This is a genomic window from uncultured Serinicoccus sp. (assembly GCF_947500995.1).
Lineage (GTDB): Bacteria > Actinomycetota > Actinomycetes > Actinomycetales > Dermatophilaceae > Ornithinicoccus.
In genome coordinates this window covers 1-24684 of record NZ_CANMUA010000010.1, presented here as the reverse complement: position 1 = coordinate 24684, position 24684 = coordinate 1, and the positions used below count along the sequence as shown (strand labels likewise).

At 73.9% G+C, this 24684-nt stretch carries 24 protein-coding genes; 12 read left to right on the top strand and 12 right to left on the bottom strand.

The features are described from left to right. Nucleotides 1-24: 24 nt before the first annotated feature. The 4 genes from Q0967_RS15210 to Q0967_RS15195 all read right to left on the bottom strand — a co-directional run bounded on the left by Q0967_RS15210 (nt 25) and on the right by Q0967_RS15195 (nt 3938). Nucleotides 25-885 (bottom strand): SDR family oxidoreductase, encoded by an 861-nt coding sequence (locus Q0967_RS15210; RefSeq protein WP_298752128.1) that lies wholly within the window; start codon nt 883-885, stop codon nt 25-27. 34 nt (nt 886-919) lie between these two features. Next, the gene (locus Q0967_RS15205; protein WP_299450806.1) at nt 920-3121 is read right to left on the bottom strand and encodes a catalase; all 2202 of its coding nucleotides are present in this window, start codon (nt 3119-3121) and stop codon (nt 920-922) included. A gap of 122 nt (nt 3122-3243) precedes the next feature. Continuing rightward, nucleotides 3244-3732 carry a glutathione peroxidase gene (locus Q0967_RS15200; RefSeq protein WP_298752134.1) on the bottom strand — a complete coding sequence of 163 codons (489 nt, stop codon included), beginning with the start codon at nt 3730-3732 and terminating at the stop codon, nt 3244-3246. After that, nucleotides 3729-3938 (bottom strand): antitoxin, encoded by a 210-nt coding sequence (locus Q0967_RS15195; protein WP_298752137.1) that lies wholly within the window; start codon nt 3936-3938, stop codon nt 3729-3731. Before Q0967_RS15195 ends, Q0967_RS15200 begins: the two co-directional genes overlap by 4 nt. A gap of 134 nt (nt 3939-4072) precedes the next feature. Between Q0967_RS15195 and Q0967_RS15190 the strand changes: the two genes are divergently transcribed. Continuing rightward, nucleotides 4073-5035, top strand: coding sequence for a TIGR03557 family F420-dependent LLM class oxidoreductase (locus tag Q0967_RS15190; RefSeq protein ID WP_298752139.1), 963 nt, complete (start codon nt 4073-4075; stop codon nt 5033-5035). Nucleotides 5036-5300: 265 nt separating this feature from the next. Here Q0967_RS15190 and Q0967_RS15185 read toward each other — a convergent pair whose 3' ends face one another. Genes Q0967_RS15185 through Q0967_RS15175 form a run of 3 tightly spaced genes read right to left on the bottom strand, consistent with a single transcriptional unit; the run spans nt 5301 to nt 9853 of the window. Continuing rightward, nucleotides 5301-6416, bottom strand: coding sequence for a hybrid-cluster NAD(P)-dependent oxidoreductase (locus tag Q0967_RS15185; protein WP_298752141.1), 1116 nt, complete (start codon nt 6414-6416; stop codon nt 5301-5303). Further along, a complete protein-coding gene (locus Q0967_RS15180) occupies nt 6413-7681 on the bottom strand; it encodes an aromatic ring-hydroxylating dioxygenase subunit alpha (protein ID WP_298752142.1) in 1269 nt (422 codons plus the stop codon). The genes Q0967_RS15185 and Q0967_RS15180 overlap by 4 nt, the downstream gene beginning before the upstream one ends. Nucleotides 7682-7705: 24 nt before the next feature. After that, on the bottom strand, nt 7706-9853 hold the full coding sequence (locus Q0967_RS15175) for an NADH:flavin oxidoreductase (RefSeq protein WP_298752144.1): 2148 nt from the start codon (nt 9851-9853) through the stop codon (nt 7706-7708). Nucleotides 9854-9926: 73 nt separating this feature from the next. Here Q0967_RS15175 and Q0967_RS15170 point away from each other — a divergent pair, with 73 nt between their 5' ends. Beyond that, nucleotides 9927-10865 (top strand): LysR family transcriptional regulator, encoded by a 939-nt coding sequence (locus Q0967_RS15170; RefSeq protein WP_298752146.1) that lies wholly within the window; start codon nt 9927-9929, stop codon nt 10863-10865. Here the strand turns inward: Q0967_RS15170 and Q0967_RS15165 are convergent. After that, nucleotides 10853-11716, bottom strand: coding sequence for a LysR family transcriptional regulator (locus Q0967_RS15165; protein ID WP_298752149.1), 864 nt, complete (start codon nt 11714-11716; stop codon nt 10853-10855). The two genes, Q0967_RS15170 and Q0967_RS15165, sit on opposite strands and share 13 nt — an antisense overlap. 68 nt (nt 11717-11784) lie before the next feature. Between Q0967_RS15165 and Q0967_RS15160 the strand changes: the two genes are divergently transcribed. The 5 genes from Q0967_RS15160 to Q0967_RS15140 all read left to right on the top strand — a co-directional run bounded on the left by Q0967_RS15160 (nt 11785) and on the right by Q0967_RS15140 (nt 15527). After that, the gene (locus Q0967_RS15160; protein WP_298752152.1) at nt 11785-12693 is read left to right on the top strand and encodes a DMT family transporter; all 909 of its coding nucleotides are present in this window, start codon (nt 11785-11787) and stop codon (nt 12691-12693) included. Nucleotides 12694-12767: 74 nt separating this feature from the next. After that, on the top strand, nt 12768-13247 hold the full coding sequence (locus Q0967_RS15155; RefSeq protein ID WP_298752154.1) for a MarR family winged helix-turn-helix transcriptional regulator: 480 nt from the start codon (nt 12768-12770) through the stop codon (nt 13245-13247). A gap of 58 nt (nt 13248-13305) precedes the next feature. After that, entirely contained in the window at nt 13306-14226 is a 921-nt protein-coding gene (locus tag Q0967_RS15150; protein WP_298752156.1) for an ATP-binding cassette domain-containing protein, read from the top strand. Then, nucleotides 14223-14951, top strand: a complete 729-nt coding sequence (locus Q0967_RS15145; protein WP_298752158.1) for a hypothetical protein — start codon at nt 14223-14225, stop codon at nt 14949-14951. The genes Q0967_RS15150 and Q0967_RS15145 overlap by 4 nt, the downstream gene beginning before the upstream one ends. A gap of 114 nt (nt 14952-15065) precedes the next feature. Then, complete coding sequence (locus tag Q0967_RS15140; protein WP_298752160.1) at nt 15066-15527, top strand: SRPBCC family protein; 462 nt, start codon at nt 15066-15068, stop codon at nt 15525-15527. An 81-nt stretch (nt 15528-15608) separates the two neighbouring features. Here the strand turns inward: Q0967_RS15140 and Q0967_RS15135 are convergent, their stop codons facing one another. Together Q0967_RS15135 and Q0967_RS15130 are read right to left on the bottom strand one after the other, a co-directional pair. Then, the gene (locus Q0967_RS15135) at nt 15609-15998 is read right to left on the bottom strand and encodes a hypothetical protein (protein ID WP_298752162.1); all 390 of its coding nucleotides are present in this window, start codon (nt 15996-15998) and stop codon (nt 15609-15611) included. After that, nucleotides 15941-16483: an alpha/beta fold hydrolase gene (locus Q0967_RS15130; RefSeq protein ID WP_298752165.1), complete on the bottom strand. Its 543-nt coding sequence runs from the start codon at nt 16481-16483 to the stop codon at nt 15941-15943. Before Q0967_RS15130 ends, Q0967_RS15135 begins: the two co-directional genes overlap by 58 nt. Before the next feature lie 107 nt (nt 16484-16590). Between Q0967_RS15130 and Q0967_RS15125 the strand changes: the two genes are divergently transcribed. Together Q0967_RS15125 and Q0967_RS15120 are read left to right on the top strand one after the other, a co-directional pair. Beyond that, nucleotides 16591-17061 carry an SRPBCC family protein gene (locus Q0967_RS15125; protein ID WP_298752167.1) on the top strand — a complete coding sequence of 157 codons (471 nt, stop codon included), beginning with the start codon at nt 16591-16593 and terminating at the stop codon, nt 17059-17061. Nucleotides 17062-17156: 95 nt separating this feature from the next. Continuing rightward, on the top strand, nt 17157-18659 hold the full coding sequence (locus Q0967_RS15120) for a SulP family inorganic anion transporter (protein WP_298752188.1): 1503 nt from the start codon (nt 17157-17159) through the stop codon (nt 18657-18659). A 7-nt stretch (nt 18660-18666) separates the two neighbouring features. On the opposite strand, the gene Q0967_RS15115 is transcribed toward Q0967_RS15120, so the two are convergent. After that, on the bottom strand, nt 18667-19836 hold the full coding sequence (locus Q0967_RS15115) for a hypothetical protein (RefSeq protein WP_298752169.1): 1170 nt from the start codon (nt 19834-19836) through the stop codon (nt 18667-18669). A gap of 82 nt (nt 19837-19918) precedes the next feature. Here Q0967_RS15115 and glsA point away from each other — a divergent pair, with 82 nt between their 5' ends. Together glsA and Q0967_RS15105 are read left to right on the top strand one after the other, a co-directional pair. Then, the gene (gene glsA / locus Q0967_RS15110) at nt 19919-21715 is read left to right on the top strand and encodes a glutaminase A (protein WP_298752171.1); all 1797 of its coding nucleotides are present in this window, start codon (nt 19919-19921) and stop codon (nt 21713-21715) included. A gap of 219 nt (nt 21716-21934) precedes the next feature. Next, nucleotides 21935-23041: a serine hydrolase gene (locus tag Q0967_RS15105; protein ID WP_298752172.1), complete on the top strand. Its 1107-nt coding sequence runs from the start codon at nt 21935-21937 to the stop codon at nt 23039-23041. 94 nt (nt 23042-23135) lie between these two features. Here Q0967_RS15105 and Q0967_RS15100 read toward each other — a convergent pair whose 3' ends face one another. Continuing rightward, entirely contained in the window at nt 23136-23675 is a 540-nt protein-coding gene (locus tag Q0967_RS15100; RefSeq protein WP_299450792.1) for a PPOX class F420-dependent oxidoreductase, read from the bottom strand. On the opposite strand from Q0967_RS15100, the gene Q0967_RS15095 reads away from it, so the two are divergent. Further along, nucleotides 23674-24378: a hypothetical protein gene (locus Q0967_RS15095; RefSeq protein WP_298752176.1), complete on the top strand. Its 705-nt coding sequence runs from the start codon at nt 23674-23676 to the stop codon at nt 24376-24378. The two genes, Q0967_RS15100 and Q0967_RS15095, sit on opposite strands and share 2 nt — an antisense overlap. The last annotated feature ends 306 nt before the right edge of the window (nt 24379-24684 follow it).

The following is a 24684-nucleotide window of genomic DNA, read 5'->3' as shown; positions in this document are numbered from 1 at the left end:
TGCGGCCCCGACCCGGCGGCGGCCTCAGAAGACCGGCTTGCCTCCGGTCACCCCGAGCACCGTGCCGGAGACGTAGCTCGCCTCGTCGGAGGCCAGGAAGACGTAGGCCGCGGCCACCTCGACCGGGTGCCCGGCCCGACCGAGCGGGGTGTCCGAGCCGAAGCCCTCGACCTTGTCTGCAGCCATGGTCGCCGGGATCAGCGGGGTCCAGATCGGGCCCGGAGCGACGGCGTTGACCCGGATCCCCCGCGGCCCCAGCTCGGCCGCCATGTTGACGACGAGGTTGTTGAGCGCGGCCTTGGTGGCGGCGTAGTCGAGCAGGTGGTCGGACGGGGAGTAGGCCTGGACCGAGGTCGTGACGATGATCGACCCGCCCGGGCTCAGCTCCTCGGCCAGCTCGCGCACCAGCCAGAACGGGGAGAAGACGTTGGTCGCGAAGGTCCGCTCGACCTGCTCGGGCGGGAAGTCCTCGAGCAGGTCGTGCGTCATCTGGTATGCCGCGTTCGCCACCAGCACGTCGAGGCCGCCGAGGGCCTGCACGGCGTCCCGGGCCAGTTGCTCGTTGGCGTCCCGTCGGGTGAGGTCGACGGTGAAGAGGTGGCAGGTGCCGCCCGCCGCCTCGACCAGCTCGCGGGTCTGTTCGGCGTCGTCCTGCTCCTGCGGCAGGTGGGCCACCGCGACCGCCGCACCCTCGTGCGCGAAGGTCAGGGCGACCGCGCGACCGATGCCCGAGTCACCGCCGGTGATGAGCGCCCGCCGGCCGGTGAGGCGGTCCCGGCCGGTCCAGGACTGCTCTCCGTGGTCGGGCTGCGGGTCGAGGTCGGCGACGCGGCCGGGCCAGTCCTGGTGCTGGCCGGGGACGGAGGACAGGTCTGCTCTGGTCATGGTTCTCCTAGGACCGTGGGGAGACGTGGTGGGTTCAGACGTCGCGGGACCAGTGACGCAGCGCGCCGCAGGCCTCGAGGAAGTCCTGGGGGTCGACGGTCCCCAGGTCGAGGCAGGCCTCGTCCAGGCTGCCGTCGATGCCGCCGGCCTCGAGCAGCGCCTGGGCGCCGGGGAGGTGGCCGATGACCTTGTAGTGGCTGAAGGCGTCCGAGACGAAGTCCCGCGTGGCCGGGTGTCCGGCGAGCTCCTCGGCGCCGGCGCCGTCCCCCAGCAGGGCCACCGCGTCGAAGAGCACCGAGGGGGCGCCGTCGATCTTGTGGTCCACGGGACGCCGGGTGCCGTCGGCGAGGGTGACCCCGCCCACCTTGAGGCCGATGGTCTCGACCAGGGCCCCGCCCTGCTCGAAGGTGTCCCGGAGCGCGTCCAGCACCGAGGCCTCGACCCCGTCGGTCACGAGGATCCCGAGCTTGCGCCCGGCGAAGCTCTTCGGTGCCCGCGTCATCATGCTCAGGGCCGGGGACTCCGGCAGGTCGTGCCTCGGGGCGCGGTGCGCCTCGGTCGCGTCCGGCAGCTCCATTCCGAGCCCGTCGGCCACGCCGGCCGCGAGATCCTCGTCCACGTTGCGCAGGTTGGCCACGACACGGGTGCGGATCTGCGGGATCTCGCACTTGGCGAGCTCGAAGACGAAGGCCATCCGGATGTGCTGCTGCTCGGTCGGGCTCTGGCTGCGCCAGAACTGCCCTGCCTGGGAGTAGTGGTCGGCGAAGGACTCCGGTCGGGTGCGCCGGGTGTCGCCGCTCTCGTGCCGGGCCACGCTGCGGTAGCCCCGGTCGGCGTCGGCCCGGGGACCGGCCGCCGCCCCGGTGAAGGAGTTCGGCTCATAGGTGGCGCGGCCGGACTGCGCGCCGGTCTGCATGTGCCCGTCCCGTTGGAAGTGGGCCACCGGGCACCGGGGGGCGTTGATGGGCAGCTGGGTGAAGTTGGGGCTGCCGAGCCGCTTGAGCTGCGTGTCGAGGTAGGAGAAGTTGCGGCCCTGGAGCAGCGGGTCGTTGGTGAAGTCGATCCCGCGCACGATGTTCTGGGTGCAGAAGGCCACCTGCTCGGTCTCGCTGAAGACGTTGTCCACCGTCCGCTCCAGGCGCAGGGTGCCGATGACCCGCAGCGGCACCTGCTCCTCGGGGATGACCTTGGTCGCGTCCAGGACGTCGAACTCGAACTGGTCGGCGAACTCGTCGTCGAAGGTCTGCACGGCGAGGTCCCACTCCGGCAGGTCGCCGTTGTGGATGGCCTGCCACAGGTCGCGGCGGTGGAAGTCGGGGTCCGCGCCATTGATCTTGACCGCCTCGTTCCACACGACCGACTGCAGCCCCTGCCGCGGGACCCAGTGGAACTTCACGTAGGTGCTGGCTCCGTCCGCGTCGACGAACCGGAAGGTGTGCACACCGAACCCCTGCATGAAGCGGAACGAGCGGGGGATGGCGCGGTCCGACATCTGCCACAGCAGCATGTGCGTGGACTCGGGCATCAGCCCGGCGAAGTCCCAGAACGTGTCGTGGGCGGACTGCGCCTGCGGCCAGCCCCGGTCCTGCTCCTCCTTCACCGCGTGGACGAGGTCGGGGAACTTCACCGCGTCCTGGACGAAGAAGACGGGGATGTTGTTGCCCACGAGGTCCCAGTTGCCCTCGTCGGTGTAGAACTTCACCGCGAACCCGCGCACGTCGCGGGCCAGGTCGAAGGAGCCCAGGTTGCCGGCGACCGTGGAGAACCGGACGAAGACCGGGGTCTGCTTGTCCGCCTCGGCGAACAGCGAGGCGCAGGTCAGGTCGGAGAGGTCCTCGGCCGCCGTGAAGGTGCCGTGGGCGCCGTACCCGCGGGCGTGGACCACCCGCTCCGGAATGCGCTCGTGGTCGAAGTGGAAGATCTTCTCGCGGAGGGCGAAGTCCTCCAGGAGCGTGGGGCCGCGCTCGCCCGCCGTCAGGGAGTTCTGGTCGTCCGAGAGCGGGAGGCCCTGAGCGGTGGTGAGGACCCGCTGGTTCGGACCGGGCCGCTGGTGCAGCTCGCCGCCCTGGCCCGGCTCCGTCCGCTCCGTGTAGACCGGGTTGTCGGCGGCCTGACCCGCGCTGCTGGGGGTCGGCGGGCGAGGGACCTCCGGCGCCGGAGGGTAGGAGGGTGCGACCGGCTGGTGCCGGTGCGCCGCGGATGTCGGGGTGGTGGCGTCGCCGTCGCGGTGGCCCATGTCGAACTCCTCGGTCGTGGGGGCATGCCCCGGCGAGGTCGACAGCCGGCGGCACGAACACCATCGACGCTAGCCACCGCGGCGCCCTCGCGCGCGCTCATCCGCCAGGGGACGAGCAGGGATCACGGACCGAGGGGCAGCATCCTCGCCAGGTCCGTGCGGATCAGCGCCGGACGGGTGGTGGGGGCGTAGCGCTGGAGCACCCGGCCGTCCGGACCCACGAGGAACTTGGTGAAGTTCCAGGTGATCCGCCCTCCCAGCAGGCCCTTCTTCTGCTGCTTGAGCCACCGGTAGAGCGGGTGCGCACCGGACCCGTTGACCTCGACCTTGGCGAACATCGGGAAGCTCACCCCGTAGTTGCGGTGGCAGAAGTCGCCGATCTCCTCGGCGTCACCGGGCTCCTGCCCGCCGAACTGGTTGCACGGGAAACCAAGCACCACCAGACCGTTGTCGGCCAGCTCGGCGTAGAGCTCCTCGAGGCCCGCGAGCTGGGGGGTCAGGCCGCACCGGCTGGCGGTGTTGACCACGAGCACGGCCCGCCCGGCATACACGCCGAGGTCCTGCTGCTCGCCCGCGAGGGTCTCGGCGGTGAAGTCGTGCAGAGTCCTCACGCGCGCTGCTCGTCGTCGCCGAGAGCCGCCTTCCCGGCCTTGTCGGAGGCGGAGCGGATCTGGCTCGAGTACTTCCCCTTGGTCTGCCGGTCGGCGAAGTCGGCGGCCTTGTCGAGGTAGGACTGGGTCTTCTCCGGGTTCTTGCGGGCGAACCTGCGGGCGGCTGCGGCGGCAGCGCCCACGGCGGCGATCTTGCGGAACGGCATGAGAGTCCTTCGTCGTCGGGATGGCATGGTCTCACCTGCTGAACGTCCCAGCGGTGTGGATGTTTCCGCGCCGCCGCCCGGCGACCGGGGCAGCACGCCGCGCGCCGCGTGCGAGCACCTCCTACGGTGAGGACATGCAGATCGGATTCAAGCTCTTCGCCGAGAACTTCTCCCCCACCGAGCTCGTCCGGCAGGCCGTCGAGGCCGAGCGGGTGGGTTTCGACTTCGTCGAGATCAGCGACCACTTCCACCCCTGGCTGCCCGAGCACGAGCACTCGCCCTTCGCCTGGTCGGTGCTCGCCGCCATCGCGGCCTCGACCGAGCGCATCGGACTGGCGACGGGGGTCACCTGCCCGACGATCCGCTACCACCCCGCGATCATCGCCCAGGCCGCGGCGACCACCCAGATCCTCGCCGACGGGCGGTTCACGCTCGGGGTGGGATCCGGCGAGCGGCTCAACGAGCACGTCGTCGGCCAGGGCTGGCCCGAGGTCCGGGACCGACACCAGCTCCTCCGCGAGGCGCTGGAGATCATCCGGCTGCTGTGGCAGGGCGGCTACCACTCCTACCGCGGCGAGTTCCTCACCATCGAGGACGCCCGGGTCTTCGACCTGCCGGAGACCCTGCCGGAGATCATCGTGGCCATCGGGGGACCGCAGGCGGCGCGCCTGGCCGCCGAGCAGGGCGACGGCATCTTCACGACCGACCCCGACGCCTCGCTCATCGAGGCCTTCGAGCAGGCCGGTGGCTCGGGGCCGCGCTACACCGAGGTGCCCCTCGCCTGGGCCCCCGACGAGCAGGCGGCGGCCGAGTCCGCCCACCGGATGTTCCGCTTCGGCCTCGGCAGCTGGCGGGTCAACAGCGAGCTGCCCAACCCGGCCCACTTCGACGCCGCCACCCAGTTCATCACCCCGGACTCGATGCGCGAGGTCTTCGCCTGCGGCCCCGACGTGGAGCGACACCTGGAGGTCGCGCGGCAGTTCGCCGACGCGGGCTTCGACCGGCTCGCCCTCATCAGCGCCGGGCCGGACGTCGACGGCTTCCTGCGCTTCTTCGCCGACGAGCTGCGTCCGCGGCTCCAGGAGCTGTCGACCTAGGACGACGCCTCGGGGCGGGGCGGTGGGGGTGCGACCTCACCGACCTGCAGCCCGTCACCCGCTCGGGTCGTCCCCGCCACGTGCGTGGCTCGGGCACCACGCGCAGCACTCTGCGGGGACATGTGCGTCCGCCCGGGAAATAACGCGACCGGATGGACATTTCTCAGCAGCCTGTGGCCCGTGAGGTTCGTGAGGTTCGTGAGGCTGCAGCCGAGCGGGCCGCTGGTCTGGAGGCGACATGCCCCCATCGTGAGCGGCCAGGCCCTCAGGCCTCGATGACGCAGTCCTCCAGCGGGGTGGAGCAGCACAGCAGGACCTTGTCGGTGGCGATCTCCCGGGGGCGGATCCCGCCACCGTGCCGCATGTCGACGCTGCCGGTGAGCAGCTGGCTCTTGCAGGTGCCGCACACCCCCTCCGCGCAGGACGACGGCAGGCTGAGACCCGCCTGCGCCGCGGCGGCGAGGATCGTCTGTCCGGGGGCGCAGGCCACCTCCCGGCCGCTGCGGGTCAGGGTCACGGTATGCGTCCGCGCACCGTCGGCGGGCTCGTCGCCGACGCCGTCGCCGGTGGCCGTGGTGCCCCGCCACGGCGTCTCCCCGGCCACGACCGCGCCGGCCGGGTCGAGGGCGAAGGACTCCTGGTGGCACCGCGCCGGGTCGCAGCCGAGCTCGGCCAGCAGGCCGTGGACGGCGTCCATGTAGGGGGCCGGCCCGCAGGTGAACACCTCTCGGGCGGCGGCGTCGGGCGCCAGCTCCGCGAGCAGCCCGGAGGTGAGCCGCCCGCGGGCGCCACGCCATACCTCGTCCTCGCCGTCGCCCTCGCAGACCACCGCCACCCGCAGCCACGGCAGGGCCGCCGCGAGGTCCTCGAGCTCGCGGCGGAAGACGATGTCGGCCGGGGTCCGGGCGCTGTGCACGAAGACCACGTCGTGCGGCCCCTCGGTGCCGGCCAGGGTCCGCAGCATGGACATGAGCGGGGTGATGCCGCTGCCGGCGGAGAGCATGAGGTGCGCCGCCGCCGGGTGCTCGTGGGTGCTGAAGACGCCCAGCGGCCCGCTGACCCGCAGCCTGCCGCCCACCTCGAGCCGGTCGTGCAGCCACGTCGACACCGGCCCCTGCCGTTTCACGGTGAGCGTGAGGGTGCCGGTCTGCAGCGGGGAGGAGGCGATGGTGTAGCAGCGGCTGAGCTCCCGGCCGTCCACCGGCGCCGTCACCGTGACGTACTGCCCCGGCCGGAACTCCAGCGCCGCACCCTCCGGCAGCGCCAGGGTGAGGCTGCGCACGTCGTGGGTGACCTGCTCGACGTGGACGCACACCAGGTCCTCGTCCACGCTGTCGAGGGAGGTCGCGGCGACCGTCTCGCGCACCAGCACCTCGGTCATCGGGCCAGCTCCTCGCGCAGCCGCGCGACGTACCACGCGGCGAAGGACTCCACCTGGCGCTCGCTGGGGGAGTAGGGGCCGGGCACGTAGGCCGGGTCGCCCACCCCCTGCTGGGCGCGGGCGCAGAACTCGCCGTCCTCCTCGTTGGTGTGGTCCCACACCTGCGTGAGCCGTTCCAGGTCGTAGTCCTCCCCCTCGACCGCGTCCTCGTGGACGAGCCAGGTGGTGCGGACCAGCGTCCGGTCCGGCGCCAGCGGCAGCACCGCGAAGGTCACGACGTGGTCGGAGAGGAAGTGGAACCACGCGTTGGGCTGGGTGTGCACCGAGGCCCGGCCCAGCCGCGGGGTGTCGAAGTCGGCGAGGAGCCGACGGCTGGCCACCGTCCCGTCGAGCGTGTAGGACTCCCCGGCACCGTCCAGCGCCTCCCGCTGCACCCGGAAGCCCGTGACCCGCTCCTCCTCCAGCGCCTCCACCTCGGCGAATGCCATCCCGCGCTCCAGGCAGGCGGCCTCGAGCTCGGCCTCGGCCGCGAGGTAGCGCTGGTGGGCGGGCATCAGCCGCGCCGGGATGGCGGCCGGGTCGTAGCCGTAGGTCGGGAAGAAGGTGCAGGTCAGCTCGGGGTGGCCGCCTTCGCAGTGGTAGCACTCCCGGTTGTTCTCCATCACCAGCTTCCAGTTGGCGTGCTCGACGAGGTCGTGCTGGGCGGCGACCTTGGTGCGCAGCGGCTGGTGCGGGTCGAGGTAGGGCGCGACGGTGGCCGTCATCTCCTCGACGTCGGCCGGCGGCTCGTCGGCGAGGCAGACGAAGACGAGCCCCGACACGGTCCGCACGTGCACCCGCCGCAGCCCGAAGCACGACCTGTCGAAGGTGGGGGCCTGGTCGCCGGCGTGCAGCAGGGTGCCGTCGGTGGCGTAGGTCCACCGGTGGTAGCCGCAGACGATGTTGCCGACCGACCCGGAGCGCTCGGTGAGGACGCGGGAGCCGCGGTGCCGGCAGACGTTGCGCAGGGCGCTGACCTCCTCGTCGTCGTCGCGCACGACGATGACCGAGTGCGGGCCGATGTCGACGGTGACGAAGTCGCCGGGCTCACGGATCTCGGCCTCGGTCGCGACGAAGATCCAGCAGCGGGCCCACACCGCCGCCAGGTCGGCCTCGAAGACCTCCGGGCTGGTGTAGAAGGGCGCGTCCAGGCTGAAGCCCGGCACGCGTCGGGCGACCAGCCCGGCGAGGTCGGTCGCCTCGGGGGTGGAGGTCAGGGTGGTCATCGGGTCCTCCTTCGGGTATGCCGCTCAGACGGCCAGGCAGAGGCGCAGGGCGTCGTAGACGGCGGCGTGGATGTTGCGGCTGGCGACCGCGTCGCCGATCCGGAAGAGCTGGAAGCCCGGGCCGGGGCCGGCGGGAAGGGTGGCGCGTCCGGGCACCGGCGGTGCAGCGGGCGCGGGGGACGCCCCCACCCCGACGAGCACGGGCACGGGCGCGGGCGTCGCGGCCCGCGCCGCGCCGACGCCGATGAGCTGGGGCCGGACGGCCAGCAGCGCCTCGTGGTCGACCGCCCCGGCGTTGACCGACAGCGGCACGAGCTGGTGGTAGAGGTCGTCCAGCGGCAGGGTGCCGTGCTCCACGACGACCTGGTCGACGCGGCGCTCCACCTCGGCATCGGAGTAGTCGTGGCGCAGCCGCGCCACCAGGCCCCCCTCGGGGTGGCGGGTGACGCCGACGAGCCTGGTCGCCAGGGTGACCGCGACCGCGTGCTCGTCGAAGGCCCGCAGGTAGGCCGGGGAGTTCATCCCCCCGACGAGCGGGGCGATCATCCGCTCGGGGGTGACGAACTCCACCCGCGCCCCCCGGACGGCGAGCAGCTCGGCCGCGTCCACCCCCGGCTCGGCACCGTTGTCGTCGTAGACGAGCACGCTGCCTCCGGTCCGCACGTCCCCGGACATGACGTCCCACGTGTCCCGCACCAGCGTGGCGCCCTCGAGGAGGAAGTCGTGGTTCGGCATCCCTCCGGTGGCGACGACGACGACGTCCGGCTCCTCCGCCAGCACCGTCTCCACCTCCGCGTAGACGCCGAGCCTCAGGTCGACCCCGAGGTGCCCGAGCTCGCTGACCCGCCAGTCCACGACGCCGATGAGGTCACGGCGGCGGGCCGGGCGGGACGCCAGCTTCACCTGGCCCCCGGGCAGGTCGTCGGCCTCGAGGACGACGACCTCGTGGCCGCGCTCGCCGAGCACCCGGCCCGCCTCGAGCCCGGCCGGGCCGGCCCCCACGACGACGACCTTGCGGCGTGCCGGTGCGGGCGGGACGACGTGGCTCAGGGTGAGCTCGCGCCCGGTCGCCGGGTTGTGCAGGCACTTGGCGTCACCGGACTCGTAGATCGCGTCCAGGCAGTAGTTGGCCCCGACGCAGGGGCGTACCCGGTCCTCCTCGCCCGCGGCGATCTTGGCCACGAGGTAGGGGTCGGCCATCTGCGGACGGGTCATCCCGACGAGGTCCAGCAGCCCGTCGCGGATGGCGTGCCGGGCGGTGGCCGAGTCGGAGATCCGCGAGGCGTGCATGACGGGGATGTCGACCTCGCGCCGGATCTCCCCGGCGAAGTCGAGGAACGGCGCCGAGGGGGTGCCCATCGAGGGGATGACCCGGGCGAGGGTCGCGTCGCTCTCGATGGTGCCCTTGATGACGCTGAGCAGGTCGACGCCGTCCTGCGTGAACGCGCGCAGCGCGGTGAGCGCCTCCTCGCGCTGCAGCCCGTCGGGGCGGTCCTCGTCCATGGACATGCGGATCGCCAGGACCGGTTCCGGCCCCAGGGCGGCCCGCACCGCGCGGACGACCCGGCGGGGGAAGGCCATCCGGTGCTCCAGGGAGCCTCCCCACTCGTCGTCGCGGTGGTTGGTGGCGGGGGAGAGGAAGGCGTCCAGCAGGTGCCCGTAGCTCTGCAGCTCGATGCCGTCCAGGCCGCCCTGGACGCAGCGCTGGGCTGCGCTGACGTAGTCGTCGACGATGCGGTCGAGGTCCCACGCCTCGGCGACCTTGGGGAAGGCCCGGTGCGCCGGCTCGCGCAGCGGCGAGGGGAAGACCGTCGGCAGCCAGTCGGCGGTGTAGTTGCTGGTCCGCCGGCCCAGGTGGGTGACCTGGCACATGACGGCGGCGCCCTCGGCGTGCACCGCGTCGGTGAGGCGGCGCATCCACGGCACGATCTCGTCGCGGTGCAGCTCGAGGTTGCCGAAGGCCGGCGGGCTGTCGCGGGCCACGACGGCCGAGCCACCGATCATGGTGAGCCCGACCCCGCCGCGCGCCTTCTCGAGGTGGTAGGCGAGGTAGCGCTCGCGCGGCAGCCCGCCCTCGGCGTAGGCCGGCTCGTGGCTCGTGCTGACGACCCGGTTGCGCAGGCGGAGCCCCTTGATCGTGAAGGGGTCCAGGAGCGGGTCCAGCGTGCGCATACCGTGAGTCTGCGGCGCGGGCGGCCGTGCGCACCAGCGCCGGAAAGTGCACGGTGTCGTGCACACTGGCTGCATGATCGACCGGCGTCTGCAGGTGCTGCGGATGGTGGCGCAGCGCGGCACCGTCACGGGCGCGGCCGAGGCCTTGAGCTACACCCCCTCCGCCGTCTCCCAGCAGCTGCGGACCCTGGGCCGGGAGCTCGGGGTCGAGCTGCTCGTCCACGACGGTCGCGGGGTCCGGCTCAGCCCGGCGGCGCAGGTGCTCCTGGACCGCACCGACGAGCTGGTGTCCCGGTGGGAGGAGATCCGCGCCGAGGTCGCCCGGGTGGCCGAGACCGGCGGCGGGGTGCTGCGCCTGGCCGGCTTCTCCACCGCGGCCTCCGCGCTGCTGCCGCCGGTGGCCGCGCGGGTGCGCGCCGAGCTCGGGGGAGAGGTGCAGATCGTCGAGGCCGACCCGGAGGAGTGCTTCGAGCTGCTGCTCACCGGGCGCGCGGACGTGGCGGTCGTCGTCGCGGTCTCCACGCTGCCGGCCAGCACCGACCCGCGCTTCGAGCAGCGCCACCTGCTCGACGACCCGATCGACCTGCTCGTCCGGGAGGACCACCCGCTGGCGGGGCAGGAGTCGGTCTCCCTGCGGGACCTGGCGGCCGAGCGCTGGATCATGGACCGTCCCGGGCGGCCGTACCACGAGCTGCTGCAGACGGCGTGCACCGGCGCCGGCTTCACGCCGTCCGTCGCGCACTACGCCGCCGAGTGGGACACCGGCGCGGCCCTGGTCGGCGCCGGCCTGGGCATCGCCCTGGTGCCGCGACTCGCGCACGTCCCCGCGGCATACCCGGTCGTCCGGGTCCCGCTGCACGGCGACCCGGCTCCGGCCAGGCACCTGCGCACCGGCATCCGACGGGGCAGCGCGGGCCACCCCTCGGTCGCCGCCGCGCTCCGGGCGCTGGAGGACGTGGCCGCTCCCCGGCGCCGACCCGGCACGGGACCGGCCGCCGCTCAGCCCGCGTAGGCCTCCCGAGCCAGGGAGAGCAGCTCCTCCAGCACGCTCGGCGGGTCCTCCCGCCACCAGATGAGCAGCACCTCGACGGGCGGGGCGTCGCGGACCGGGCGGAAGACGACACCGCGCCGGGAGTACTGCGCCGCCGTCGCCTGCGAGGTCAGCCCGATCGCCCGGCCGGCGGCGATGACGGTCAGCCACTCGTCGGTGCCGCGCACCTCGCGCCAGGACCCGGGAGCCCGGTCCGGGGACCACAGGTCGGTCGTCGTGGTCCCGGTGGCGGTGTCCAGCGCCACGGTGCGCCCGGCGAAGTCGGCCATGCGCAGGCTGCGGCGTCCCGCCAGGTCGTGCTCGGCGGGTAGCGCGGCCATCCGCGACTCGCGTCCCAGCACGGCGGTGGCGATCTGGGAGACCCCCGGGTCGCGGCGGACCACGGCCAGGTCGACCGTGCCCTCGTTGAGCCCTGCGAAGCGGGTCGTCGTGTTGACGAAGGTCAGCTCCGAGCCGGGATGCCGTCGCGCCCACTCGCGCTGCACCGTGGCGGTGTGCGCGCCGAGGGCCGCCCAGGCATACCCCACCCGCACCTCGCGCCCCTCGTCGTGCGCGGCCCGGACGACGGCCCGCGCCTCCTCGACGCTGGCCCGCGCGTGCCGGAGCACGCGTCGACCGGCGGTGGTCACGGTGACCACGCGGCCGCCGCGCTGGAGCAGCCGCACCCCCAGCGTGCGCTCCAGAGCGCCGACGTGCCGGGAGACGGACGCCTGGGTGGTGCCCAGCGCGATGGCGGCGTCGGTGAAGGTGCCCTCCTCGACGACGGCGAGGAAGGAGCGCAGGTCGCGCAAGGACACCTCGGGGTTTGTCATACGACAAGTGTATGCAGCGAGCGAGCCGTGCATTTTTCGTATGCCTCGGGTGTCCGCAGACTCGGGGGATGTCGATCACCCAGACCCCCGCCGGCCCACGAGGCGCCGCCCAGGTGTCCGCCGCGACCACCCCGCGGCGCACCAGCCCGCGCGACGTGCTGCTCATGGTGACCGCGGCGACGAGCACGCAGGTCGGGGCGGCCTGGGGCAGCCACGCCTTCGGCGCGATCGGCCCGGCCGGCGTGGTCGCGGTCCGTCAGCTCGTGGCCTCGGTGGTGCTGCTGCCGCTCACCCGGCCCGACGTCCGCCGGCTGACCAGGGGGCAGTGGGCGCGGGTGGTGTGGCTGGCGGCGATGTTCGCCGGGATGAACCTCGGGCTCTACGCCGCGGTCGAGCGCATCGGGCTGGGGCTGGCGGTCACCCTGGAGTTCCTCGGGCCGCTGGCGGTGGGTCTCCTCGGGTCGAGGTCGGTGCGCGACCTGGCGCTGGCGGCCGTCGCCGGCGTCGGGGTCTACGTCCTCGTCCTGCCGGGGCCCAGCAGCGACTACCTCGGCGTGGCCTTCGGGCTGGCGGCGGCGGCGTGCTGGGGCGGCTACATCCTCGCCAACCGCTCGGTGGGGGCGGCGCTGCCCGGGGTGCAGGGGACGGCGCTCGCGACGGCGGTGTCGGCGACGGCATACCTGCCGGTGCTGGTCTGGCTGGCCCTCACCGACCGGTTCACCCCGGCCGCGCTCGGCTTCGCCGTCGTGGCGGGCGTGCTCTCCACGGTGGTGCCGTACTCCCTCGACCTGCTGGTGCTGCGCCGGGTCCCCGCGCCGGTCTTCGGGGTCGCGATGAGCGCCCACCCGGTGCTGGCGGCGCTGGTGGGCATGGTGCTGCTCGGTCAGCTGCTCGCGCTGCACGAGTGGGTGGGCATAACGCTGGTCGTCGCGGCCAACGCCGTGACGATGTGGGTGTCGGGCCGCCGACCCCGCTGAGCCGGGTCGCCCGCGGGTAGGGTCGTCCCGTCGGGCGGCGTCGTCCCGCCGTGCCACTCTCCAGGGAGGTCAGCATGAGCGTCGACGAGCACGACGCAGGCCGCGCCGAGGGGGCCGAGGAGGCCATCGAGGAGGTGGGCCGGCTGACCCGGTCCCTGCTCCGTGAGGGTGTCGCCCTGGCGGCCCGGCTCGAGCTCGAGGGCATGCACGCGACGGACCGTCGTGCCCTGGGCCTGCTGGACCGGCTCGGCGCCGCAGGGGCGGCCTCGCCGAGTGCCCTGGCGGACGGGCTGGACCTGACCAGGGCTGCCGCCACGGCGGTGGTCGACCGTCTGGTGGCCGCCGGGCTGGTCGCCCGCCGGCGCTCCGCCTCCGACGGCCGTCGGGTCGAGCTGACCCTCACAGCACGGGCGCGCGCCCTCGGCACGGAACACCTGCGGCCGTGGAACGAGCGGATCACCCGGGCCGGCAGCGCTCTCACGCCGTCCGAGGCGGCGGTCGTGCGCCGCTACCTGGCCGCGGTGCTGGATCCCGACCCCGAGTCCGATGCCTGAGCGGTTGCGCCGACCGGGATCAGGTAGTTAGATATATCTAACTACCCGGGAGGCGTCCATGTCGGTGACCATCGAGGGTCTGGCGAAGACCTACCGCGGCCGCAGGGTGCTGGACGGGCTGACCATGAGCGCTCAGGACGGCCGGGTCACCGGGTTCCTCGGCCGCAACGGGGCCGGCAAGACCACCACGCTGCGGTGCCTGCTGGGTCTGGTCCGCGCCGACGCGGGCCGGTGCCTCGTCGACGGACGGCCCTTCGCCGAGCTGGACCACCCCTCCGGGGCGGTGGGCGCCCTCCTGAGCCAGGAGGCCCACCACCCCGCACGGTCCGGCCGTGACCACCTGCGCATCCTGGCTTCCGCGTCGGGCCTCCCTCGCCAGCGGGTGGCGCAGGTGGTCGAGGAGGTCGAGCTGTCGGACGCCGCAGACCGGCCGGTGCGCGGCTACTCCCTCGGAATGCGCCAGCGTCTGCACCTCGCCGCCGCCCTGCTGGGCGACCCGGCGACCCTCGTGCTGGACGAGCCGACCAACGGGCTGGACCCTCCCGGGGCGCGGTGGCTGCGTGACCGGCTGCAGGGGTATGCCGCGCAGGGCCGGTGCGTCCTGCTGTCCAGCCACGTCCTGGGTGAGGTCTCGAGGACCGTCGACGACGTGTGCGTCGTGGCCGGGGGCCGGATCGTGGCGCAGGGCGGCCTGCACGAGGTCATGGGCGATGACGACGGGGTCCTGGTCGAGACCGACGAGCCGACCCGGCTGCACCGGCTGCTGGTCGAGCTGGGTGCGACGACGAGACCCGTCGAGGGTGGTGCGGGAGGCCTGCACCGGCTCCTGGTGCACGGGGTCGCCCCGGAGACGATCGCGCGGGCCGCCTCCCACCACGGCGTCCTCCTCACGCTGCTGCACCCGGTGCAGGCGGACCTGGAGGCGCGCTTCCTCGCCCTGACCGAGCCCGGTGGTGACGGCGGGGGTGGGTCCGCATGAGGGGTCAGGTGCTCGCCGAGTGGCAGAAGCTGCGCACCGTGCGGTCCACCTGGGTGGTGCTGGGGCTGGTCCTGCTGGTGGAGGCGGTCCTGCGCAGCGTGGGGGTCGTGGTGGCGCCGGACGGGTCGACCGCCGACGAGGCCCTCCTTGCCGTGCGTCCCTCGATCACCTTCCCGACGGCCGTGGCGCTGCTGCCGGCGCTCCTGGCGACCGTCGAGTGGCGGTACGGCACCGTGGTCAGCACCTACGTGGTCCGTCCCTCGCGGGGGGCCGTCCTGGCGGCCAAGCTCGTCGTGGGTGGGGCGGTCGGTGCGGGGACCGCCGTGCTGGGCTCGGCCGTCGGGGTGGGCGCGGCCCTCTTGGTCTCGGCGGCGACCGGTGGTCCGGTGCCGACGCCGTGGGCGCTCGCCGTGCTGCTGGGGTCCAGCCCCGTGGCCGGCGCGCTGCTGGGGATGTCCGCCGTGGTGTGCGGCCACCTGCTCCGGGACCAGGCGGTCACCGTGACCGTCCTGGTCGTCGTACTGTTCGTCGCCCCCGTCCCCGTGGCGCTCCTGAGCCCTGCCGGGTACGGCTACACGCCGTCCGGTCTGGTCGACGCCCTGGGCGGCCTGGGACAGGTCGACGTCGCGCTCGTCGGGCCGTGGACCGCCGCCGTGCTGCTGACCGGGCTGCTGCTGGTCCTCCTCGCGGCCGCCCGCTGGGACGGGCGCAGGGACCTGGTCTGAGCCCGACGTGGGGGAGGCGCACCGGGCCGACCCGGCACCTGGTGCGCGCCCGCGCCTAGGGTGGGGCCGGAGGCGACCGACGGTCGTGGTCCGCCCGACGGAGGAGGAGGCACCGTGGCAGAGCTCGGCGGCGAGGTGACGGTGCACGTCGACGCACCCCCGGAGCGGGTGTGGGCGCTGGTGAGCGACGTGACCCGGATCGGGGAGTTCAGCCCCGAGACCGTGGCGGGTCGGTGGACAGGCGGCTCGTCCGGCCCGGAGGTGGGCGCGACCTTCGCCGGGAAGGTGGTGCGCAACGGCGTGGGGCCGACCTACTGGTCCGCCTGCCGGGTGACCCGGTGCGAGCCGGAACGGCTCTTCGAGTTCTCGGTCGGCACCAGGAAGGTCGTCGTCAACAACTGGGGCTACCGGCTGCGACCGTCGGGGGAGGGCACCGAGGTCACGGAGTACTTCCGGCTCGAGCCCGTCCTGCCGCTGCGTCTCTACTGGGCGGTGCTGGGCCGGGCGCGCGGTCGCACCAACGAGCAGGGCATGCGGACCACGCTGGAGCGGATGAAGGCGGTCCTCGAGGGGTGACCTCGATGGTGGTGCAGAAACGGTGCGGCACGTCCGTCGCCCTGACGACAGATGTGCCGCACCGTTCTTGCACGAGGGTGGTCAGTCGAGGATCTCGCGCAGCGCGGCGGCGAACTCGGCGGGCCTGCCTGCGGGCCGGCCGTGGAGCTCGCCCATGAAGCCGCCGTGGTCGCCCGGCACCACCACCGCCTCGCGGCGCAGCGCCCGGGCCACCGACCGCGCGGCCCGCGCGGCGAGGGTGTCGCCGGAGTCCTCGCCCGCCGCCAGCACGAGCCGGTCGCCCAGGGCGCGGAGCCGCTCCAGGTCGGGCTCGTAGGCGGTGCACGAGCGCTGGTTGCGCAGCAGCGGGTCGTCGCGGGTGCCGTCGTCGTCGGCCGGCATCCCGAAGGCGGCCGGGTCCGGCGCCGGCCGCCTCAGGTAGGTCTCGTCCAGCTCTCCGTCGGCCACGACCAGCGCGATGAACCGCGCCATCGCCGCGCCGTGTCGCGCTCGTAGGTCTGGCCCACGTCCTCGCACGCGGCGAGCACCACCTCCCGGTCCGGCAGGAAGGCGACCAGCGGCGGCTCGTGCGCGACCACCCGGCGCACCTCGTCCGGGTATGCCGCCGCGTGCGCCAGCGCGTTGACGGCACCCCCGCTGGAGGCGAGGACGTCGACGGGTCCACCCCCGAGCGCCGTCACCACCCGGTGCAGGTCGTGCGCGTGCTGCTCCGGGGTCAGCGGGCTGGTGCCGGAGGGGTTGCGGCCCGCGCCCCGCGGGTCGAGGGTGACCACCGGCCGGTCGTCGACCAGCTCGGCCAGCGCCGCGAACCCGGTGGCGTCCATGGGGGAGGCGAAGGCCAGCAGCACCGGTCGGTCGGGCGAGGCGTCCGACAGCCCGCCGTGCACGTCGTACGTGATGAGGTCCTCGCCCTCACCCACGGTGCGGGTGACGGTGCTGCGTGCTCCTGCGGTCATGGGTTCGTCCTGTCCGGTGGGTGGTCGTGCTCTGCACGGTGAGACACCGCGGAGCTCCCGGACTCATCGCCCTCGACGCGACGAGCCCGGCACGGTTGACTGGCCCCATGAGCACCGAGCAGACCGACCAGGCCGAGCAGCGCGTCGTCAGCGCCACCCGCGAGATCGACGCACCGGCGGACGTGGTCTTCGAGCTGATCGCCGACCCCGCCCGCCAGCCCGAGTGGGACGGCAACGACAACCTGGCCGAGATCGTCCGCGGCGGCCGGGTCCGGGCCGTCGGCGACGTCTTCTCGATGCGCACGACGAACGACAAGGTGCGCGACAACCACGTCGTCGCCTTCGAGGAGGGGCGCCGCATCGCCTGGCGTCCCGCGAGCGAGGGCCAGGACCCGGCCGGGCACGAGTGGGTCTGGGAAGTGGAGCCGCTGGACGAGGACCGCTGCCGGGTCACCCACACCTACGACTGGACCGGGCTGACCGACGAGTCCCGGATGGCCCGCGCTCGCAGCACGAGCGCCGACATGCTGCGTGCCTCCCTCGACCGGCTGGCCCAGGTCGTCGCCGCTCGCCGGTAGACTAGGCGGGCCGCGTGCCGTGCGTCCGCCTCCGGACCGGTGCGGCGGCATACCTCCTGACACCACCGACGATCCTGCGAGGACTCGCCCTGTCCATGCTGCCTGCCTCCGCGCCCACCAGCACCCCCGACCCGCACTCGGTCCGTGCCGCGCTGCGCTCCCCGGCGCGCCTGCGCACCGAGATCCTCGCCGGTCTCGTCGTGGCCCTGGCCCTCATCCCCGAGGCCATCTCCTTCTCGGTCATCGCCGGCGTCGACCCCCGGGTCGGGCTGTTCGCCTCCTTCACCATGGCCGTCACCATCGCCGTGGTCGGCGGCCGCCGCGCGATGATCTCGGCGGCGACCGGGGCGATCGCCCTGGTCATCGCCCCGGTGATGGCGCAGCACGGCCTCGACTACCTCATCGCGACCGTGCTCCTCGCCGGTCTCCTCCAGATCGTGCTGTCGGTCGCCGGCGTCGCCCGGCTCATGCGCTTCATCCCGCGGATGGTCATGGTGGGCTTCGTCAACGCCCTGGCCATCCTCATCTTCCTGGCGCAGATCCCCTACCTCGTCGGCGTGCCGTGGCTGGTCTACCCGTTGGTCGGGCTGGGGATCGCCGTCATGGTCCTGCTGCCCCGGGCGACCACCGCCGTCCCGGCCCCGCTCGTGGCGATCGTGCTCATCACCGGGATGGCGCTGCTCGCCGGCTGGCGGCTGCCCGACGTCGGTGACGAGGGGCAGCTGCCCGACAGCCTGCCCTCGTTCTTCGTCCCGGACGTCCCGCTGACGTGGGAGACGCTGCAGATCATCGGCCCCTTCGCCCTGGCCATGGCCCTCGTCGGGCTCATGGAGTCGCTCATGACCGCCAAGCTCGTCGACGACATCACCGAGACCGGCTCGGACAAGACCCGCGAGGGCTGGGGCCAGGGCGTCGCCAACCTCGTCACCGGCGCCTTCGGCGGCATGGGCGGCTGCGCGATGATCGGCCAGACGATGGTCAACGTGCGCGTCTCGGGGGCGCGCACCCGCATCTCGACCTTCCTCGCCGGGGTCTTCCTGCTGGTCCTCGTCGTGGTCCTGGGCGACCTCGTCGCCTCGATCCCCATGGCGGCCCTCGTCGCCGTGATGATCATGGTCTCGGTCGCGACCTTCGACTGGCACTCCATCGCCCCCGGGACCCTGCGGCGCATGCCCAAGAGCGAGAACCTCGTCATGCTCGCCACCGTCGTCACGACGGTCGCCACGCACAACCTCGCGATCGGCGTCGTCGTCGGGGTGCTGACCGCCATGGTCGTCTTCGCCCGCCGGGTCGCGCACTTCACCCAGGTGGTGCGGGTCGACGGCGGCGACCCCGAGGTGGCCCGCTACCGCGTGGTCGGCGAGCTCTTCTTCGCCTCCAGCAACGACCTGGTGCACCAGTTCGACTACGCCGGCGACCCGCAGACGGTCGTCATCGACATGAGCGAGTCGCACATCTGGGACGCCTCGACGGTCGCCGCGCTCGACGCCATCGAACGTCGGTATGCCGCGCACGGCACCACGGTCGAGATCCACGGGCTCAACGACGCCAGCCGCGCCCGCCACCAACAGCTCGCCGGGCACCTGGGGAGCATGTAGCCGCAGGTCACCCGGTGGTGGGGTCCACCCAGGCGGTGAAGACGGGGATGCCGTGCCAGGCCGCCCCGCCCCGGCCGGTGTCGAGGGCCACCGCCACGACGGCGTGCGGGCGGTCCAGCCGCAGGTGGATGCGGCGGACGAGCACCTCCTGCTCGTGCGCCAGCCCGGTGGCCCGGATCCCCATGCCGGTGACGGCTGCCGCCTCGAAGCCGGTGGCCGAGTAGGCGGCGACCGCGGCCTGCCGGGCCTCGGTCTCGGCGGGTCGCTCCTCGGGCCGGACGTAGCGCGCCAGGGACGCCAGCGCGGTGGCGAAGCCGGGGGCGTCGGCGAGGTCGTGCTCGGAGGTCAGCCGCCAGGACGGCACCCACCCGCTCCACTCCTCGACGACGTCCTGGAAGGCGGCCCGGACCTCCCGGTGCTCGCTCACCGTCCAGGCGTGGCCGTCCTCGAGCACCGCGACGGCGTCCGGGAGCCGGGTCGAGGCCAGGGCGGCCGCCACCTCGTGCGCCGCCGCGATCACCTGCTCCCGTGGCACCGCGGGGTCGGCGACGACGCTCACCACCGTCAGCCCGGAGGCCGTCGTCGGGGCGACGACCCCGACCGGCCCGGCCGCCACGGTCTCGAGCACCAGGTGCCGGGCGGTCGCCGCGTCGGTGCCGAGGCCGCCGTCGTCGAGCTCCACGAGGGGGGTCCGCCAGGAGATCCGGGTCGCCAGCGCGGAGGCCAGCACGAGCCGGGTCAGCTCGGTGATCTCCAGCGGGAAGGTCTCGATGAGACCCCCGGTGCGCTCGGCCGTCCACCGGTCGGCGCCGGCCTGGTCGGGCAGGGGGCCGTCCTCCACCGCGCCCGGCACCGCCCAGCCCCCGAAGTCCGCCGTGAGCGCCGCGGCGTCGGCCCACCGCGCCACCGCCGCCGACACCGCCGGGTGCGGGTCGGCGAGGAGGTCGGCGAGCGCCGCCCGCGCCTCGCCCGCCGGGAGCCCGAGCTGGTCCTCGAGGAGCGCGCGGTCGGCCGGCTCCGCCTGGTCGGCGACGAGCGCGAGCAGCAGCCACGCCCCGAGCCCGGACCCCACGCCCGGGGCGGCGAGGACGTCGGAGTCGAAGCGCACGGCATACCGGCGGACGGCGGCGGGCGCCGCGGTGTCGGGGTCGGGGGCGGGGGCAGGGTCCATGTCCACGGGTCCGATCCTGGCACCTGCGGGTCGGCTGCGTCGGCGGCATAGGCTCGGTGCCGACGGCACGACCCCGAGGAGCAGCCTGATGCGCAACCCGGTGCAGGACTACCTGGAGCAGATCGTCGACCAGTGCGGCGCCGCCGGAGGCGAGGTCGCGGCCTACATCCCCGAGCTCGCGGCCGCCGACCCGGACCGGTTCGCGCTGTGCCTCGCGACCGTGGACGGGCAGGTCTACGAGGTGGGGCAGGCCGAGCACCGCTTCAGCATCCAGTCGATCTCCAAGCCCTTCACGTATGCCCTCGGGCTACACGACCAGGGCGTCGACACGGTGGCGCGCAAGGTCGACGTCGAGCCCTCCGGCGATGCCTTCAACGAGATCAGCCTGGCCCCCGGCACCGGCCGGCCGAAGAACCCGATGATCAACGCGGGCGCGATCACGGCGACCTCGCTCGTCGCGGGGGAGGACGAGGACGACCGGTTCGCGCGGGCGCTGGGCTGGTTCGGTGACTTCGCCGGACGCGAGCTGGAGGTGGACGAGGAGATCTACGGCTCCGAGCTGGCCACCGCGCACCGCAACCGCGCCATCGCGCACATGCTCCGCGAGTTCGAGATCCTCGAGGACGACCCGGAGGAGGTGCTGAGGCGCTACGTCCGGCAGTGCTCCATCGCCGTCGACACCCGCGACCTCGCGCTCATGGCCGCGACGCTGGCCAACGGCGGGCGGCAGCCGCGGACCGGACGGCAGCTGCTCGACGCCCATCCGGTGGAGCACGTGCTCTCGGTGATGACGACGTGCGGGATGTACGACGCCGCCGGTGACTGGGTGAGCGCCGTCGGGATGCCGGCCAAGAGCGGGGTGAGCGGCGGCATCATCGGCGTCCTGCCGGGCCAGGTGGGGGTCGCGGTGTTCTCGCCGCGGCTGGACGCGCACGGCAACAGCGCCCGGGGGGTGGCGCTCTTCGAGCGGATGTCCCGCGACATGGAGATGCACCTCATGCACGTGAGCCGGGGGTCGCGCAGCGCGCTGCGCAGCAGCTACTCCCTGGAGACCGCGCGCTCGCGGACCCGCTGGCAGGGCGCCGACGAGGAGGTGCTGGACCGGGTCGCCGGTCGGGCCCGGGTCTACGAGCTGCACGGCGACCTGCTCTTCTCGGGCGCCGAGTCCGTGGCCCGGACCGTGGTGGAGGACGCGCCGGAGCTGGCGGTCTTCGACCTCACGCAGGTCAACGAGATCGCGCAGGTGAGCCGGGTGACCCTGCTGGCGCTGCGGGACCGGCTGCGCGAGGCCGGGGCGGAGGCGGTGGCCGTGGATCCCGCCGGGGTCTTCCCGGACCCGGACGCGGGGACCGAGCACGCGTCTCCGGCCTTCCCCGACCTGGCCTCGGCGGTCGAGTGGTGCGAGCGCGAGCTGATCCGCGCCCACTGCGGGCCCCGCCCGGATCCGGACCCGGTGGAGGACCACCCCTTGATGCGCGACCTCGGGACGTCGGCGACCGAGGCGGTGCGCTCGGCGATGACCCGCCGGGTGGTGCCGGACGGCGAGACGGTCCTCGAGGTCGGCGGCCCGTTCGCGGGGGTGCACCTCATCGTGCGGGGCCGGGCGGAGGCGCTCGGGACGGGGCCGGACGGGCAGCCGGTGACGCTGGTGACCATGGGCCCTGGCACGTCCTTCGGCGAGCTGGCCCTGGGGACCGACGACGAGCAGCAGACGACGATCCGGGCGGTCGAGGAGCTGGAGCTGCTCGTGCTGTCGGCGGAGGACCTCGCCCGGCTCGCCGACGAGGACCCGGTGATCGGGGTCCAGGTCTGGCGCGCCGTCGCCCGCGACGCCTACCGGGTCGCCGACCGTGCCCTGCGCCGCGGCGCCGTCCGGGCCCGCTGAGCCGCGGCGGACGCGTCGTCCTGCCACCCCGGACGAGCGGTCGTGCTGAGGCCGGTTGTCCACAGGCGGTGCACAACGTGTGGAGAACGACACCGGTGTAACTCCAGGTCCAGCCCACGCTGCGAGCGATGAGACACCGCGCCCCACCGAGTCCATCCTCAGAGAGCACCAGCAGGGACCACCAGCAGCGACCGCCAGCAGAGACCACCTCGGAGGACCATGAGCGACCTGACCGACCTCGTCGACCGCCATGTGCGCGAGGGCGCGGCGCCCGGGATCGTGGCCGCGCTCGGTGACGCAGGAGGCCACCTCGAGGTCGCGGCGGCCGGCGACCTCGACCCCGACGCCGTCGTCCGCATCCAGTCGATGACCAAGCCGGTGGTGGCCGTCGCCGCCCTGCGCCTCGTCGCACGTGGCCGGCTCGGCCTGGACGACCCCGTCGACCGGTGGCTGCCCGAGCTCGCCGACCGCCGGGTCCTGCGCCACCCCCACGCGGCGGTCGACGACACGGTGGACGCCGAGGGGCCGATCACGGTGCGGCACCTGTTCACGTGCACGAGCGGCTACGGCATGGTCCTGGACGACTCACCGCTGCGCTGCGCGATGGCCGACGCCGGTGTCGAGGCCGGCCCGGAGCCGGTCACGCTCGCGGCCGACGCGTGGCTGGCGGCACTCGCGAGCCTGCCTCTGGTCGCGCCACCGGGGCGGACGTGGCGCTACCACCACTCCTTCGGCGTCCTCGGCGTCCTGCTGTCCCGCCTCGTCGGCCGGCCGCTCGGCGAGCACCTGCGCGAGGACCTCCTGGACCCCCTGGGCATGACCGACACCGGGTATGCCGTGCCGCCGGCCCACGCGCACCGCCTCCCCGCGGCATACCGTCGGTCGGAGGACGGCGGGTTCGTGCAGGTCGAACCGGCCGGCGCCGGTCACTACGTCGCCGGGCAGACCGCCGACCGCAGCCACGACGAGCTGGTCTCGACCCTCGCGGACTACGCCGCCTTCGCCCGGATGCTGGCGGCCGGGGGCGTCCACGAGGGCGCGCAGGTCGTCGACCCCGAGCTCCTCCTCGCCCTGCGCACCGACCAGGTGCCGGCCGGCGCCAAGGACCCGGCGGGCTTCTTCCCCGGCTTCTGGGAGAGCACGGGGTGGGGCTACGGGGTCGGCGTCGAGCTCGTCGGGGAGCACGCCGGCCGCTTCGGCTGGTCCGGCGGCCTCGGCACGGACGTCTGGGTCGACCCCACCACCGGCAGGTATGCCGTGCTCCTCACCCAGGTGGAGATGGGCCCGGCGGCCTCCCGGCTGCTGGCCGACGTGCAGCGGCTCTGAGCAGCAGTCCGGCGGGGCGAGCCCGGGACGGGGCCGGGGCACTACGTGGTGAGGGGGTCCGTGGCCCCCGGGGACGCGGGCGGGGGTCCGGCCGCTACCCCTGGGCGACGCCGTAGACGTGCTCCACCCGGAGCCGGACGACGAGGCGTCGGTCGGCCACCATCGCCCGGCGATAGTCGTCCCAGTCGGGGTGCTCACCCTGGGCGTCGCGGTAGAGCGCGACGAGGTCCTCCACCGTGGCGTCGTGCTCGTCCTGCGCGGTCGGGGAGAGCTCCACCGTGCCCTGGGCCACGGCGTACGACCAGCCGCTGGCGCTGGTGACGAAGAGGCTGGAGCGCGGGTCGCGGCGCAGGTTGGCGACCTTGGCCCGGCCGTCGGTCGTGGAGACCCGGACCAGCGAGGCCTCCGGGTCGATGGCGTAGGTGACCAGGGAGAGCTGCGGCTGACCGTCGCGCTTGATCGTGGTGAGCGCGCCGTTCGAGCCGGCGACGAGGATGTCACGCAGAGCCGGGTCCATGTCCCCATCATGGCCGCTGCGGTGCGTCGCGGCCAGGGTCCGCGGCCGGCGGACCTCGTCCGGCGCCCGCCGCGCCGCGACATCCCGGGCCCGGGGGTCGCGTAGGTTCGCCGGCATGCACTCCTTCCACCTCGTGCGGGTCCCGGCCCGGGTGGGTGCGCGGGCGATCGCCCGGCCTCCGCACGACGTCCCCGGCCTGCGGCACGCCGAGGTGAGGGCGACCATGACCCTGGGCGCCCCGGTCGTCTCCCCGCAGCGCCTGCAGGTCCACCGCCTCGCCGTCTTCGCCCGCTGGGAGGACGAGGCGTCACTGGAGCGCTACCTCGCGACGGACCGGCTCGGGCGCACGCTCGCCGACGGGTGGCACGTGCGGCTGGAGTTCCTCCGCCGGTGGGGGCAGGTGCGTCGGCTGGGGCCCCTGCCGGAGATCGCCGGGCGGTCCGACCCCGCCGAGCCGGTCGTCGCCGTGACGGTGGCACGGATGCGGATCCCGGAGGTGCCGCGCTTCGTGCACTGGGGCCGGCCGGTCGAGCGCCAGGTCCGCGACCACCCGGCTGCGACCCTGGCGCTGGCGGCATACCGACCGCCGCGCACCGTCTCGACCTTCTCGGTATGGCGCAGCGCCCGCGAGATGACCGGCATGGTCCACGGCCGCGACGCGTCGGCGGACGGCGGGCACGGCGGCGAGGTCGGCGGGCGGCACGTCCGGGCCATGCGGGAGCGCGAGCGTCGCGACTTCCACCACGAGTTCACGACCCTGCGCTTCCGGCCGCTGTCCGAGCACGGCACCTGGGAAGGGCGCCGGGTCGTGCCGGACTGAGGGCATACCCGCCCCTCGCGACGCAGGGTGCGCCGGAGGTGTCGCGACGGCTGCTGCGCGAGAGAGGTCGCGACGGATGCTGCGCGAGAGGTGTCTCGACGGCTGTGGCCTCACGCGTCCCGTCGGCCTCACGAGCATCAGCGCGCGGAGATGTGCCCATCGGCCGGGTTTATTTCTCCGCGTCAGCGCGATATCCCCGGACAGAGCCCCGCTGAGTGGTGGGCTTTGAGGTGATGCTCGTTGCCTACCGGTCGCCTTCTTCGAGGGCGACGGTTCCAGTATTGCTGGTCTTGTAGATCTTGGCCA

Coding starts and splice junctions, on each gene's coding strand:
- Q0967_RS15210 (WP_298752128.1), bottom strand. CDS start 885: ATGACCAGAGCAGACCTGTCCTCCGTCCCCGGCCAGCACCAGGACTGG.
- Q0967_RS15205 (WP_299450806.1), bottom strand. CDS start 3,121: ATGGGCCACCGCGACGGCGACGCCACCACCCCGACATCCGCGGCGCAC.
- Q0967_RS15195 (WP_298752137.1), bottom strand. CDS start 3,938: ATGCCGTTCCGCAAGATCGCCGCCGTGGGCGCTGCCGCCGCAGCCGCC.
- Q0967_RS15190 (WP_298752139.1), top strand. CDS start 4,073: ATGCAGATCGGATTCAAGCTCTTCGCCGAGAACTTCTCCCCCACCGAG.
- Q0967_RS15185 (WP_298752141.1), bottom strand. CDS start 6,416: ATGACCGAGGTGCTGGTGCGCGAGACGGTCGCCGCGACCTCCCTCGAC.
- Q0967_RS15180 (WP_298752142.1), bottom strand. CDS start 7,681: ATGACCACCCTGACCTCCACCCCCGAGGCGACCGACCTCGCCGGGCTG.
- Q0967_RS15175 (WP_298752144.1), bottom strand. CDS start 9,853: ATGCGCACGCTGGACCCGCTCCTGGACCCCTTCACGATCAAGGGGCTC.
- Q0967_RS15170 (WP_298752146.1), top strand. CDS start 9,927: ATGATCGACCGGCGTCTGCAGGTGCTGCGGATGGTGGCGCAGCGCGGC.
- Q0967_RS15165 (WP_298752149.1), bottom strand. CDS start 11,716: ATGACAAACCCCGAGGTGTCCTTGCGCGACCTGCGCTCCTTCCTCGCC.
- Q0967_RS15160 (WP_298752152.1), top strand. CDS start 11,785: ATGTCGATCACCCAGACCCCCGCCGGCCCACGAGGCGCCGCCCAGGTG.
- Q0967_RS15155 (WP_298752154.1), top strand. CDS start 12,768: ATGAGCGTCGACGAGCACGACGCAGGCCGCGCCGAGGGGGCCGAGGAG.
- Q0967_RS15150 (WP_298752156.1), top strand. CDS start 13,306: ATGTCGGTGACCATCGAGGGTCTGGCGAAGACCTACCGCGGCCGCAGG.
- Q0967_RS15145 (WP_298752158.1), top strand. CDS start 14,223: ATGAGGGGTCAGGTGCTCGCCGAGTGGCAGAAGCTGCGCACCGTGCGG.
- Q0967_RS15135 (WP_298752162.1), bottom strand. CDS start 15,998: ATGGCGCGGTTCATCGCGCTGGTCGTGGCCGACGGAGAGCTGGACGAG.
- Q0967_RS15130 (WP_298752165.1), bottom strand. CDS start 16,483: ATGACCGCAGGAGCACGCAGCACCGTCACCCGCACCGTGGGTGAGGGC.
- Q0967_RS15125 (WP_298752167.1), top strand. CDS start 16,591: ATGAGCACCGAGCAGACCGACCAGGCCGAGCAGCGCGTCGTCAGCGCC.
- Q0967_RS15120 (WP_298752188.1), top strand. CDS start 17,157: ATGCTGCCTGCCTCCGCGCCCACCAGCACCCCCGACCCGCACTCGGTC.
- glsA (WP_298752171.1), top strand. CDS start 19,919: ATGCGCAACCCGGTGCAGGACTACCTGGAGCAGATCGTCGACCAGTGC.
- Q0967_RS15105 (WP_298752172.1), top strand. CDS start 21,935: ATGAGCGACCTGACCGACCTCGTCGACCGCCATGTGCGCGAGGGCGCG.
- Q0967_RS15095 (WP_298752176.1), top strand. CDS start 23,674: ATGCACTCCTTCCACCTCGTGCGGGTCCCGGCCCGGGTGGGTGCGCGG.
- Q0967_RS15100 (WP_299450792.1), bottom strand. CDS start 23,675: ATGCCGGCGAACCTACGCGACCCCCGGGCCCGGGATGTCGCGGCGCGG.